The 13,060-nt window shown below is 64.0% G+C and carries 8 protein-coding genes; 1 reads left to right on the top strand and 7 read right to left on the bottom strand.

Annotated elements, in window-relative coordinates:
* The first annotated feature begins 37 nt into the window (after positions 1 to 37).
* Positions 38 to 643: an ANTAR domain-containing response regulator gene (locus tag ACIQTZ_RS17915; protein ID WP_400334456.1), complete on the top strand. Its 606-nt coding sequence runs from the start codon at positions 38 to 40 to the stop codon at positions 641 to 643.
* Positions 644 to 899: 256 nt separating this feature from the next.
* On the opposite strand, the gene pyk is transcribed toward ACIQTZ_RS17915, so the two are convergent.
* The 7 genes from pyk to trpC all read right to left on the bottom strand — a co-directional run bounded on the left by pyk (position 900) and on the right by trpC (position 13,060).
* Positions 900 to 2,390 carry a pyruvate kinase gene (pyk, locus tag ACIQTZ_RS17910; RefSeq protein ID WP_400334458.1) on the bottom strand — a complete coding sequence of 497 codons (1,491 nt, stop codon included), beginning with the start codon at positions 2,388 to 2,390 and terminating at the stop codon, positions 900 to 902.
* Between the two features lie 55 nt (positions 2,391 to 2,445).
* On the bottom strand, positions 2,446 to 3,903 hold the full coding sequence (locus ACIQTZ_RS17905; RefSeq protein WP_402945930.1) for a glutamate synthase subunit beta: 1,458 nt from the start codon (positions 3,901 to 3,903) through the stop codon (positions 2,446 to 2,448).
* On the bottom strand, positions 3,896 to 8,509 hold the full coding sequence (gene gltB / locus ACIQTZ_RS17900; RefSeq protein WP_402982610.1) for a glutamate synthase large subunit: 4,614 nt from the start codon (positions 8,507 to 8,509) through the stop codon (positions 3,896 to 3,898). Before gltB ends, ACIQTZ_RS17905 begins: the two co-directional genes overlap by 8 nt.
* Before the next feature lie 259 nt (positions 8,510 to 8,768).
* Positions 8,769 to 9,923 carry a prolipoprotein diacylglyceryl transferase gene (gene lgt / locus ACIQTZ_RS17895; protein WP_400334464.1) on the bottom strand — a complete coding sequence of 385 codons (1,155 nt, stop codon included), beginning with the start codon at positions 9,921 to 9,923 and terminating at the stop codon, positions 8,769 to 8,771.
* Between the two features lie 21 nt (positions 9,924 to 9,944).
* Positions 9,945 to 10,757 carry a tryptophan synthase subunit alpha gene (gene trpA / locus ACIQTZ_RS17890; protein WP_402982608.1) on the bottom strand — a complete coding sequence of 271 codons (813 nt, stop codon included), beginning with the start codon at positions 10,755 to 10,757 and terminating at the stop codon, positions 9,945 to 9,947.
* Positions 10,757 to 12,133, bottom strand: coding sequence for a tryptophan synthase subunit beta (gene trpB / locus ACIQTZ_RS17885; protein ID WP_402982644.1), 1,377 nt, complete (start codon positions 12,131 to 12,133; stop codon positions 10,757 to 10,759). Before trpB ends, trpA begins: the two co-directional genes overlap by 1 nt.
* 108 nt (positions 12,134 to 12,241) lie before the next feature.
* Positions 12,242 to 13,060, bottom strand: a complete 819-nt coding sequence (trpC, locus tag ACIQTZ_RS17880) for an indole-3-glycerol phosphate synthase TrpC (protein WP_402982606.1) — start codon at positions 13,058 to 13,060, stop codon at positions 12,242 to 12,244.

Here is a 13,060-nt window from a genome sequence, read left to right as displayed (position 1 = left end):
TGGACTTGAACCCGCCGAACCTTTGCAAGGAGATCCCGTGACCGAACAGACGGAGTCCGCCCCCACAGCCCAGCCGGCCCGACGCGTTGTCGTCGCCGAGGATGAGACCCTCATCCGCCTGGACATTATCGAGATCCTGAAGGGCGAGGGTTACGACGTCGTCGGCGAGGCAGATAACGGCGAAAAGGCTGTTGAACTGGCCGAAGAACTGAAGCCCGATCTTGTCCTGATGGACGTGAAGATGCCCGTAATGGATGGCATCTCCGCAGCCGAAAAGATCGTGAAGGCACGTATCGCTCCTGTTGTCCTGCTCACGGCTTTCAGCCAAAAGGAACTCGTTGAGCGCGCCCGCGACGCCGGCGCCATGGCCTACGTCGTCAAGCCCTTCACCCCGGCTGACCTCGTCCCCGCCATCGAGATCGCCCTCTCCCGCCACGAGGAGATCAAGGCCCTTGAGAACGAGGTTTCAGACCTGCAGGAGCAGTTCGCCACCCGCAAGCTCGTTGAGCGCGCCAAGAGCCTCCTGACCACCAAGATGGGCCTGACCGAACCCGAGGCGTTCCGCTGGATCCAGAAGACCTCCATGGACCGCCGCCTGAGCATGCGTGAGGTCGCTGAGACCATCATCAACCAGGTCAACTAGCACCAAGCCAACGAAGGGCGGCTTCCGATTCGGAAGCCGCCCTTCTGCGTTCAAAAACCACGACGCCGGCAATCACCCCGGCGACCGTCGCACCTCCCGAAGCAAAACCACGACGCCGGCAATCGCCGAAGCGCGCTACGCACCGGGGCACAGCACACCAAACCCGACCAACCGCCGTCGTACCGAACGAACGTCAGGCTTAAACGAAAAGCAGGCCCCGCCACCCGGCGGGACCTGCCCATCGAAAGAACGAAGACTACGCCTTCGCCTTGGACTTCTTTTCTGGCCAAGGACCAACCGGTTCCTTGCGTGAGGAATCCACGGCCGAGGTGTCGGCGAGGTCGCCTACCTTGTGGACCTTGAGCGAGTTGGTGGATCCGGCCTGTCCTGGAGGGGAACCGGCTGCGATGACCACGAGGTCGCCTTCCTCAACGAGCTTCATGTCCAGCAGGCTCTTGTCCACCTGGGCGGTCATCTCGTCGGTGTGTCCCACCATGGAGACCAGCACCGGACGGATGCCCCAGGTCAGGGCCAGCTGGTTCCAGACGTGCTCAACAGGAGTGAACGCAAAGACCGGCTTGACCGGACGAAGGCGGGACAGGCGGCGGGCCGAGTCGCCGGACTGGGTGAACGCACAGATGTACTTGGCGTCCAACTGGTCGGCGATTTCCACAGCGGCACGGGTGATGGCGCCACCGCGGGTGCGGGGCTTGGTGCCCAGCGGGGGTACGCGCTCCAGGCCGTGCTCCTCGGTGGATTCGATGATCCGGGCCATGGTCTTGACGGTTTCGATCGGGTACTGCCCCACCGAGGTTTCACCGGACAGCATCACAGCGTCGGCGCCGTCGAGCACTGCGTTGGCACAGTCGGAAGCCTCTGCACGCGTCGGACGCGGGTTGTCGATCATGGATTCCAGGACCTGGGTGGCCACGATGACGGGCTTCGCCCAGCGGCGGGCCAGTTCAATGGCACGCTTCTGAACGATCGGCACCTCTTCGAGCGGCAGTTCAACACCGAGGTCGCCACGGGCAACCATGATGGCGTCGAATGCGTCGATGATTTCGTGGAGCTGGTCCACGGCCTGCGGCTTTTCGATCTTGGCGATGACCGGCACGCGGCGGCCTTCTTCGTCCATGATTTCGTGGACGCGCTTGATGTCGGCTGCGTCGCGGACGAAGGAGAGGGCAACCAGGTCAACGCCGCGCTTGAGGGCCCAACGGAGGTCGTCCTCATCCTTTTCGCTCAGGGCGGGGACGTTGACGGCAACACCGGGGAGGTTGATGCCCTTGTTGTTGGAGACCTTGCCGCCAACGGTAACGGTGGCAACAACTTTGACGTCGTCAACTTCAATGGCGCGCAGGGCTACCTTGCCGTCGTCGATGAGCAAAGCGTCGCCAACGTTGACGTCCTCGGTGAGGCTCTTCAGCGTGGTGGAGCAGATGTCCTTGGTTCCGGGGACGTCTTCGGTGGTGATGGTGAAGGTGTCGCCAACAGCCAGCTCGTGCGGTCCGTCAACAAAGCGGCCGAGACGGATCTTGGGTCCCTGGAGATCGGCCATGATGGCCACCGGCTTCTGCAACTGGGCGGAAGCCTTGCGGACGTTCTCGTAGGTGTTGTCGTGCACGGAGTAGTCGCCGTGGCTCATGTTCATACGCGCAACGTCGACGCCGGCCTCCAGCACCGCGAGGGTGTTGTCATAGCTGGAGATAGCCGGGCCGAAAGTTGCCACAATTTTCGCGCGTCTCATATACCTACCCTAAGTAGTGTTCTGCTGATTGAGTAAAAGAACATTCCTGCCGGCGCTATAAGACCGCGATTGCCCGGTCGGTGGGGGCGACCGGTGCCGGGAGGATCGTGCTTCCCATGAGGAACTTATCGACGGCGGCCGCGCACGCACGGCCTTCGGCGATGGCCCACACAATCAGAGACTGGCCACGTCCGGCATCGCCGGCAACGAACACGCCTTCGGTATTCGTCATGTAGTAGCCATCACGGGCAACGTTGCCACGGGCGTCAAACTCTGCACTTACTTGTTCGGTGATGCCTGCCGGCTCGGCGCCGGTGAAGCCGAGGCTGAGGAACACGAGGTCGGCGGGAATGACCCGCTCGGTTCCGGCCTTGGGGAGGCGCTTGCCGTCGACGAACTCCGTTTCGGCAACCTTGACTCCGGTCAGCTTGCCGTTTTCGCCAACAAACTCAACGGTGGACGCAAGGTAGGTACGCTCGCCGCCTTCTTCGTGGGCGCTTGCCACCTCGAACAGGGTGGGGAACGTCGGCCACGGCTGGTGCGACGCGCGTTCCAGCGGCGGCTGCTTGCCGATCGCCAGGGTGGTGACCGAGGCTGCCTGGTGGCGGTGTGCGGTACCAATGCAGTCTGCACCGGTGTCGCCGCCACCGAGGATGACCACATGCTTGCCACGGGCGTCGATGTGGTTTTCGGGGCTCTCCCCCGCAACCACACGGTTGGAAGGCACAAGGTAGTCCATGGCGAAGTGGACGCCATCGAGATCGCGGCCGGGGATGGGGAGGTCGCGCGGTACGGTGGCGCCGGTGGCGATCACCACGGCGTCGTAGCGGCGCCGCAGCTGCTCCCACGTCACGTCCGTACCGACGGCGACGCCGGTGCGGAAGCGGGTGCCTTCAGCCTTCATTTGGTCCAGGCGGCGATCCACCTGGTCCTTCTCCATCTTGAAGTCGGGGATGCCGTAGCGGAGCAGGCCGCCGATCTTGTCGTCGCGTTCGTACACGGCAACCGTGTGACCAACGCGCGTCAACTGCTGTGCGGCAGCGAGGCCGGCGGGACCCGAGCCAACCACGGCTACCGTCTTGCCGGTGAGGCGCGTCGGCGGAAGCGGCTGGACCCAGTCGTTGTCGAAGGCTTCATCGATGATGGAAACCTCAACCTGCTTGATGGTCACGGCAGGCTGGTTGATGCCCAGTACGCAGGAAGCTTCACAGGGAGCCGGGCAGAGGCGACCGGTCCACTCAGGGAAGTTGTTCGTGGCATGGAGGCGCTCAATGGCCTCTTCGCCCTTGTCCCGCCAGACGAGGTCGTTCCACTCGGGAATGAGGTTGCCCAGCGGACACCCCTGGTGGCAGAACGGAACGCCGCAGTCCATGCAGCGGCCGGCCTGGCTCTTGAGGACGCCCTTCTCCTGGGCCTCGTAGACTTCTTTCCAGTCCATGATGCGGACCGGAACGGGACGGCGTGGCTGCGTCTCGCGCTGCCGGACTTTCAGAAATCCGCGTGGATCAGCCACCGGTTACCTCCAGGATTCGGGACCATACTTCTTCGCCATCGGGGTCGAGGCCCTCTTCGATGGCGTTGAGGCGGGTTTGCAGGACTGCAGCGTAGTCGCGCGGCAGTACCTTGGTGATGCGGGCAGCAGTGTCGTCGAAGTTTTCGAGCAAGCGGCCGGCCAGGACGGATTCGGTCTCCTCGACGTGCTTGACGAGGAGGCCGTGCACAATGTCGCGGTCTTCGGCGTCCAGTTCAAGGAGCTGGAGCTCGCCGGAGTCCAGTGCGTCCTTGTTGACGCGCTCGGGCTGCAGGTCCAGCACGTAGGCCGTACCGCCGGACATGCCGGCACCGAAGTTGCGGCCCGTGCGGCCGATGATCAGCGTCTGGCCACCGGTCATGTACTCGCAACCGTGGTCGCCAATACCTTCGACGACGGCGGTGGCACCGGAGTTGCGGACCAGGAAGCGTTCGCCCACCTGGCCACGGAGGAAGAGCTCACCGCTGGTGGCACCATAACCGATGACGTTGCCGGCAATGACGTTGCGCTCGGCCTGGAACACGTTGGTGCGGTCCGGGCGGACAATGATGCGTCCACCGGAGAGGCCCTTGCCAACGTAGTCATTGGAGTCGCCGAACATGCGCAAGGTGATGCCTGCGGGCAGGAAGGCTCCCAAGGACTGGCCGGCCGTGCCGTTGAGCGTGACGTCGATCGTGTCGGTCGCCAGAACATCGGTGCCGAAGGTCTTGGTCACCACGTGGCCCAGCATGGTACCCACGGAACGGTCCGTGTTGATGACGTCCAGGGTGATCTTGACAGGCATGCGGTCGCTGAGTGCTTCCTGCGCCATGGTGATGAGCCGCTGGTCGAAGTGCTTGTCCAGTTCGTGGTTCTGGCCCACCATGTTGCGCAGCGGAACGTCGTCGTCGAACTCGAGGCCGTGCAGGATCGGATCAAGATCCAGCCCGTCGGCCTTCCAGTGGTCGATCGCGTCGCGGGTGTCCAGCACCTCGGCGTGGCCGATCGCCTCTTCAATGCTGCGGAAGCCAAGGTCGGCAAGGATTTCGCGGACTTCTTCTGCGAGGAACTCGAAGAAGTTGACCACGAATTCGGGCTTGCCGGAGAACCGGGCACGGAGCTCGGGGTTCTGCGTGGCAACGCCCACCGGGCAGGTGTCCAGGTGGCAGACGCGCATCATGATGCAGCCTTCGACCACCAGCGGAGCCGTAGCGAAACCGAACTCTTCGCCACCCAGCAGGGCGGCAATGACTACGTCGCGTCCGGTCTTGAGCTGGCCGTCAACCTGGACCACCACACGGTCGCGCAGGCCGTTGAGCATCAGGGTCTGCTGCGTCTCGGCGAGACCGAGTTCCCACGGCACACCCGCATGCTTGAGCGAGTTCAGCGGCGAGGCGCCGGTACCGCCGTCGTGACCTGAGACAAGCACGACGTCGGCCTTCGCCTTGGTCACGCCGGACGCCACAGTGCCGATCCCGACTTCCGAAACCAGCTTCACATGCACTCGTGCCGAAGGGTTGGCGCGCTTGGCATCGTAGATGAGCTGCGCCAGGTCTTCGATCGAGTAGATGTCGTGGTGCGGCGGTGGGGAGATCAGTCCGACGCCAGGGGTCGAGTGGCGGGTCCGGGCCACCCAGGGGTAGACCTTTTGCGCCATCAGCTGGCCACCCTCGCCGGGCTTGGCGCCCTGGGCCATCTTGATCTGGATGTCGTCGGCGTTGGTCAGGTACAGGCTGGTGACACCGAAACGGCCGGAAGCGATCTGCTTGATGGCGGAGCGACGCTCCGGATCCAGCAGGCGGTCCACATCCTCGCCGCCTTCACCCGTGTTGGACTTGGCACCCAAACGGTTCATGGCAATGGCCAGCGTCTCGTGCGCTTCCTTGGAGATGGAGCCGTAGCTCATGGCGCCCGTGGAGAAACGCTTGACGATGCTGGAGACCGGCTCCACTTCCTCGAGCGGGACCGCAGGGCGGATACCGTCCTTGAACTTGAGCAGGCCGCGCAAGGTCATGAGGTTTTCGGACTGGTCGTCAACACCCTTGGTGTACTGCTTGAAGATGTCGTAGCGGCGTTCGCGCGTGGCGTGCTGCAGGCGGAACACGGTCTCCGGGTTGAAGAGGTGCGGCTCGCCGTCGCGGCGCCACTGGTACTCGCCGCCACCCAGGAGCGGGCGGTGCGGGTGCTCGATGCCACCCTCGGGGTAGGCCATCTGGTGGCGGGCCGAAACCTCGGCCGCGATGACTTCCAGGCCGACGCCGCCCAGCTGGGAGTGCGTGCCGGAGAAGAATTCGTCCACGAGTTCCTGGGACAGGCCCAGGGCTTCGAAGGTTTGTGCGCCGGTGTAGGAAGCAACCGTCGAGATGCCCATCTTGGACATGATCTTCAGGACGCCCTTGCCCAGGCCCTTGATGAGGTTGTAGACGCCGTCTTCCGGAGTCACGCCCACCACGTCGCCGTTGGAGATCAGCTGCTCCACCGATTCCATGGCCAGGTACGGGTTGACGGCGGAAGCACCGTAACCGATCAGCACGGCCACATGGTGCGTCTCGCGGACATCGCCGGCCTCGACCACCAGGGCGGTCTTGGTCCGGTTTGCACTCCGGAGCAGGTGGTGGTGCACGGCGCTGACCAGGAGGAGCGACGGGATGGGCGCCCACTGCGCGTTCGAGTCACGATCGGACAGCACGATGTACTGCACACCACGGTTGATCGCTCCGGAAACCTGCTCGCAGATTTCAGTCAGGCGGGCACGCAGTGCTGCTTCTCCACCCTCGGGGCGGTACAGACCGCGCACCTTCATGGCAATCCGGTCGCCGTCGGCGTTTTCGATGTTCGCGATCTTGGCGAGCTGGTCGTTGTTGATCACGGGGAACGGCAGGGAGATCTGCGGCTGGCGGACCTGCTTGCCGTCCAGGAGGTTGCCGTTGGGACCGATGGCACACTTCAGGGACGTCACGAGCTCTTCGCGGATGGCGTCCAACGGAGGGTTGGTGACCTGCGCGAAGGACTGCACGAAGTAGTCGAACAGCAAGCGGGGGCGCTTGGAGAGCACGGCAACGGGAGTGTCAGATCCCATGGCACCCAGGGGCTCGGCACCGGTACGGGCCATCGGCCCAAGCAGGATCTTCAGTTCTTCGGTGGTGTAGCCGAAGGTCCGCTGCCGGATGTTCACCGAAGCAGCCGTGTGGAGCACGTGCTCACGCTCGGGGAGTTCGTTGATGTCGATCAGGTTGTCCTTGAGCCACTCGGCCCACGGGTTGGCTGCTGCGACCTCGGCCTTGACCTCGGCGTCGTCGATGATGCGGCCGGCTTCGGTGTCCACCAGGAACATCTTGCCGGGGGCAACGCGGCCCTTCTTGACCACGTTGGCTGGCTCGACCTCGATCACGCCGACTTCGGACGCGAAGACGATCAGGCCGTCTTCGGTGATCCAGTAGCGGCCGGGACGCAGGCCGTTGCGGTCCAGGGTGGCACCCACAAGGTTGCCGTCCGTGAAGGAAACAGCCGCAGGGCCGTCCCACGGTTCCATGAGCAGCGAGTGGTACTCGTAGAAGGCGCGGCGTGCCGGATCCATGGTGGCATGGTTCTCCCACGCTTCCGGGATCATCATCATGATCGAGTGCGTGATGGGTCGCCCGGAAAGCCACAGGAGCTCGGCTACTTCGTCGAAGGACGCGGAGTCGGAAGCGCCCGGGGTGCAGATCGGGTACAGCTCTTCCGGGGTATCGCCAAGGAGCGGGCTGGCGAGCTGCGACTGACGCGCACGCATCCAGTTCCGATTGCCCTTGACCGTGTTGATCTCGCCGTTGTGGGCGATGGTGCGGAAGGGCTGGGCCAACGGCCAGGACGGGAAGGTGTTGGTGGAGAAGCGCGAGTGGACGATCGCCAGCTTGGTCTTGAAGCGCTTGTCCGAGAGGTCCGGGTAGAACGGCTCCAGCTGTGCCGTGGTCAGCATGCCCTTGTACACAATGGTGCGGGAGGACAGCGAGGGGAAGTACACGCCGAACTTGTTCTGGGCACGCTTGCGGATCCGCCAGGCGCGGGAGTCGAGTTCGTTCCGCTCAAGCTGCTCGCCAGTGGCCGAAGCAAAGAACGGCTGGGAGAAGTAGGGCATGCAGGCACGGGCCATGGCACCGACCAGGTCGGCCACCACGGGAACTTCGCGCCAGCCCAGGACCGTCAGTCCCTCGTCAGCAGCCAGCGACTCGATGCCCGCTTTGGCCGTGGCAGCTTCCCGCGACTCGGCAGGCAGGAATGCCGTACCCACCACGTACTGTCCGGGAGCCGGCAGTTCGAATTCAGTGACGGCACGGAAGAACTCGTCCGGTACCTGCATGAGCAGGCCTGCGCCGTCACCGGTGCCCTCGTCGGCGCCAACGGCACCGCGGTGTTCGAGATTGCGGAGGGCAGTCAGTGCCGCTTCCACGATGTCGTATCCCGGTTCCCCGCGGAGCGTGGCAATAATGGCCAGGCCGCAGGCGTCCTTCTCCGCATCGGGGTTGTAAAGCCCCTGCGCCTCCGGAAGCGCAGCGAAGCGCTTGAACGGAGACATGGCACCCTGGGGTTCGATGTTTTCGGACCAACCGGGGTTATGAAGATGGGTCATGGGAGACGTCCTTCCTCGTGATCGTGCGTATGGAAGGGACAACGTTGGCCCCACCTTGCTTGCCTGTGATGGGCACAACAAAGCGCTAGTTATTGGAAATTGTAGGCCAGCCAGCCTTGCGAAACTAACAGTTACGCAGACCACTGGCCCCGGCGAGACCGGTGAACATCGGTATGTTGCGATCCGGATTCCGGGGTGCCACGACGCTGTGGACTGGGCCCTACGAGCGGTGACTCTGTTGCCCCTTTACCGAAAGCGACTACTTGGTGTCGTCAGCCTTCGGCGTAGATCCGGGGGCCTTCCTCGCGGCAGTCGCGGCAGTTCCAGATACCGGCGTGGCCTGAGCCGCCTTGCCGGAATCCCCTGCTGCTTCCTGCGGCTCGTCAACGTGGCCCGGATCGCTTTGGTTATCAGGGAGATTATCACGGGAACCACTATCTGAGACAGATCGTTCCACATCATGACTCGTGACGCTCGTCACCGAAGTGTCATCTTTGGGGGATGCCGCCTCGGGCTCCCGCCCCGCCAAATACGGGGTATCAGGCACCGGTCGGCCACCGCGTCCCAGGACCAGGAAGATCGCCAGGGCAACCACGAACACCAGGATGCTCGTCCAAACATTAAGCCGGGTGGTGATCCCGAAGAGGGTGATTTGCTCGGCGTCGTCTATCCTTAGCGCTTCGATCCACACGCGGCCAACGGTGTAGTACATGGCGTAAAGCCAGAAGAGGCGGCCGCGGCGGAAGTGGAACCTGCGGTCCAAGACCAGGAGCAGGGCCACACCCGCCAGGTTCCACAAGGACTCATAGAGGAATGTCGGGTGGAACAGCGTGTCGGCAGGCATTCCAGCCGGGAAGTTCGCATTGGCAGGATCTATCTGGAGCCCCCAGGGAAGCGTGGTGGGCGCCCCGAACAGCTCTTGGTTGAACCAGTTGCCCCACCGTCCGATCGCCTGGGCGAGCAGAAGGCCCGGAGCCGCCACGTCGAGGAAAGCCGTCAGTTTCAGCCCGGCACGGCGGCAACCAATCCAGGCGCCTACTGCGCCCAGCACCACAGCACCCCAAATACCGAGGCCGCCGCGCTGGATCTGCGGGATCAGGGAAAGGTCACCGGTGCCATCGAAGCCAGGACCGAAGTACGCGTCCGGTGACGAAAACACGTGGTACAGGCGCCCGCCGATGATGCCAAACGGAATGGCCCAGATGGCAATGTCCCACAGGCTGCCCTCGGGAGCGCCTCGGCGCTTCCAGCGGACGGACGTCAGCCACAGGCCAACGATGATGCCCGTAAGGATGCAGAGCGCATACGCATGGATGCGCAACGTCCCCCACGGCAGCGGAATGTCGAAACCGGACCACGAAGGGCTCGGAATACTCAAGGGGACCATTGCCGCTGCGTGGAGGACGGTCTGCATGGGGCTTTGCTGTTCCTTTTCCTAGGCGTCTGCAGCTGCGCGGCCCAGGCCGGCGCTGAGGTTCTTGGTGAGTTGCCCGACGGCGTCGACGCCTCCATCGCGGAGCGCCGCCACGAGGGCGGTTCCAACGATCACGCCATCGGCGTAGGCGGCGATTTCGCGGACGTGGTCCGGGTTGGAAACACCCAGGCCGACGCATACCCGCTCGGCCCCTGCTGCGTGTGCACGGGCCACAACGTCCTCGGCACTGCTGCTGACCGACTGGCGTGCACCGGTGACACCCATGATGGACACGCCGTAGACAAATCCACGGCTGGCCTTCACGGTCATGTCCAGGCGTTCAGGTGTCGAGGAGGGCGCCACCAGGAAGACACGGTCCAGACCGTACTTGTCCGACGCTTCGAACCATTCGGCAGCCTCGTCCGGGATCAGGTCCGGAGTGATGAGGCCCGCTCCCCCGGCTTCAGCCAGGCGCCGCGAGAACTCGTCCACGCCCATGCGCATCACCGGATTCCAGTACGTCATGACCAGCACTGCCGCGTCCGTGACCGCGGTGATCCCGGCTACGACGTCGAAGACGTTGGAAACACGGAAACCGTTGGCAATGGCTTCCGTGGTGGCTGCCTGGATAACGGGGCCATCCATCACGGGATCAGAGTACGGAATGCCGATCTCGATGAGGTCGGCGCCGTTGCGCGCCAGGGCAATGCCGGCATCGATGCTTTCCTGCACGGTAGGGTATCCGGCGGGCAGGTAGCCGATCAGGGCGGCCCGTCCTTCGGCCTTGGCGCGGTCGATGGCGGCAGCAGACTTGCTGGCAAATTGTTCAGTCATTAGTCCTGGTCCCCGTTCACGTCAGCAGTTGCCTCGGAAGATCGCTCCGACGGGCCTTTGGGCTTGCGCGTGGACAGGGTGGTCCCCCGCACGTGCCCCTCGTCGTCGAGCATGTTGAACCAGGCTGCCGCGGTTTCCACATCCTTGTCGCCACGGCCGGACAGGTTCACGATCACGGAAACCTCGGCGGGATTCTCTTTGCCTTCGGTGAGGCGCTGCCCCACCTTGATGGCTCCGGCCAGGGCGTGGGAGGACTCGATGGCAGGGATGATGCCTTCCGTACGGCACAAGAGGCTGAAGGCGTCCATTGCTTCGGTGTCGGTAATGGGTTCGTAGGTGACCCGTCCGATGTCGGCAAGGTAGGAGTGTTCCGGGCCAACGCTGGGGTAGTCCAGGCCCGCCGAGATGGAGTGCGACTCAATCGTCTGTCCGTCCTCGTCCTGCATGAGGTAGGAGCGGGCACCGTGGAGCACACCCGGGCGGCCCAAGGAAATGGCTGCGGCGTGCCGGCCGGTTTCCACGCCCTCGCCGCCGGCTTCGAAGCCGTAGATCTTCACGGATTCGTCATCCAGGAAGCTGTGGAACAGGCCGATTGCGTTGGATCCGCCGCCGATGCACGCGCAGATGGCGTCCGGGAGCTTCCCGGTCTGCTCCAGGATCTGGGCGCGGGCCTCTTCGCCGATGACCTCGTGGAAGAACCGGACCATGGCCGGGAACGGGTGGGCTCCAGCGGCTGTGCCGAGGAGGTAGTGGGTGTTCTCCACGTTGGAGACCCAGTCGCGGAGGGCATCGTTGATGGCGTCCTTCAGCGTCTGGGAACCGTTGGTTACCGGCACCACCGTTGCACCAAGAAGCTGCATCCGGGCAACGTTGAGCGCCTGGCGGCGGCAGTCCTCGGCTCCCATGTAGACAACGCATTCGAGGCCAAGGAGGGCCGCCGCAGTGGCGCTGGCTACGCCGTGTTGTCCAGCACCGGTCTCGGCAATGACGCGGGTCTTGCCCATGCGCTTGGCCAGGAGCGCCTGGCCAAGGACGTTGTTGATCTTGTGGGATCCGGTGTGGTTGAGGTCTTCGCGCTTAAGGAAAATCCTTGCCCCACCGGCGTGCTTCGAGAAGTTCCTGGCCTCGGTGAGCAACGACGGACGGCCGGAGTAGTTCTTGTTGAGGTCCTTCAGCTGGGCGAGGAACCCGGGATCCGCCTTTGCCTTCTCGAACGTGTCCTGGACCTCGTCGAGGGCGGCGATGAGGGACTCGGGCATCCAACGGCCACCGTACTTGCCGAAGTAGGGCCCAGCGGCATTGCGCAGCGAGGTGCCACCTGCCAGGAATGCGTCGGCCGCATTCTGCTCCGAGCCGGCTGTTGGCGCGTCCACCATCAGTCTCACCGTCCTGTTCCAGTTAGTTGGGTAGTTCACGTACCACAAGGCAGCCTCGGGCGATTGCCCGGGCTGCCTCATGGCTGTCGCCTTGCTTCAGGTACTGCCTCAGTTCCTGACGGCGATGGCGGCAGCTCCAGCTGCCTTGAATTCAGAAATGCGTTCGCGGGGCGTCTGGTCGCTGACCAAAGCCTCGCCCACCAGGATGGCGTTCGCGCCGCTGGCGGCGTAATGGCTGACGTCATCGGCGGTGCGCACGCCGGATTCGGCGACCACAACCGCCTCAGCCGGGATGAGTCCCGCCAGCGTCCCGAAAACCGAACGGTCGACGTCGAGCGTCTTGAGGTTGCGGACGTTGACCCCGATAATCCGGGCCTCAGCCGCGATGGCGCGTTCGATTTCCTGTTCCGTATGCGTCTCCACGAGCACGTTCATGCCGAGTTCGTGGCTCAGGGCGCTGTAGTCCGCCAGTTGGGCATCGGACAGCGCAGCAACGATCAGGAGGATCAGGTCCGCGCCGTGGGCACGTGCTTCGTGGATCTGGTACTCGTCCACCGTGAAGTCCTTGCGCAGCAGAGGAACATCGACGGCGGCCCGAACAGCATCGAGGTCGGCCAGGGAACCGCCGAAGCGGCGCTGCTCGGTCAGCACGCTGATCACGGAGGCTCCACCATCCGCATACTGGACCGCAAGGGATGCGGGATCGGAGATAGGCGCCAGGTCCCCCTTGGAAGGACTGCGGCGTTTGATCTCGGCGATGACCTTGAGTTCATCGCGGCTGGCAGACGGACCACCCAGGGCGGCCCATGCATCACGGGCCGGGTTCGCTGCTGCGATGCGGTCCTTGAGCTCTACCGGGGACACCAGCCGGCGACGGGCCTCCATGTCCTCTTTGACGCCGACAATGATGTCATCAAGAACGGTCAC

Source organism: Paenarthrobacter sp. NPDC090520, from assembly GCF_044769205.1.
Lineage (GTDB): Bacteria > Actinomycetota > Actinomycetes > Actinomycetales > Micrococcaceae > Arthrobacter.
This window is presented reverse-complemented; position numbering and strand designations above follow the sequence as displayed.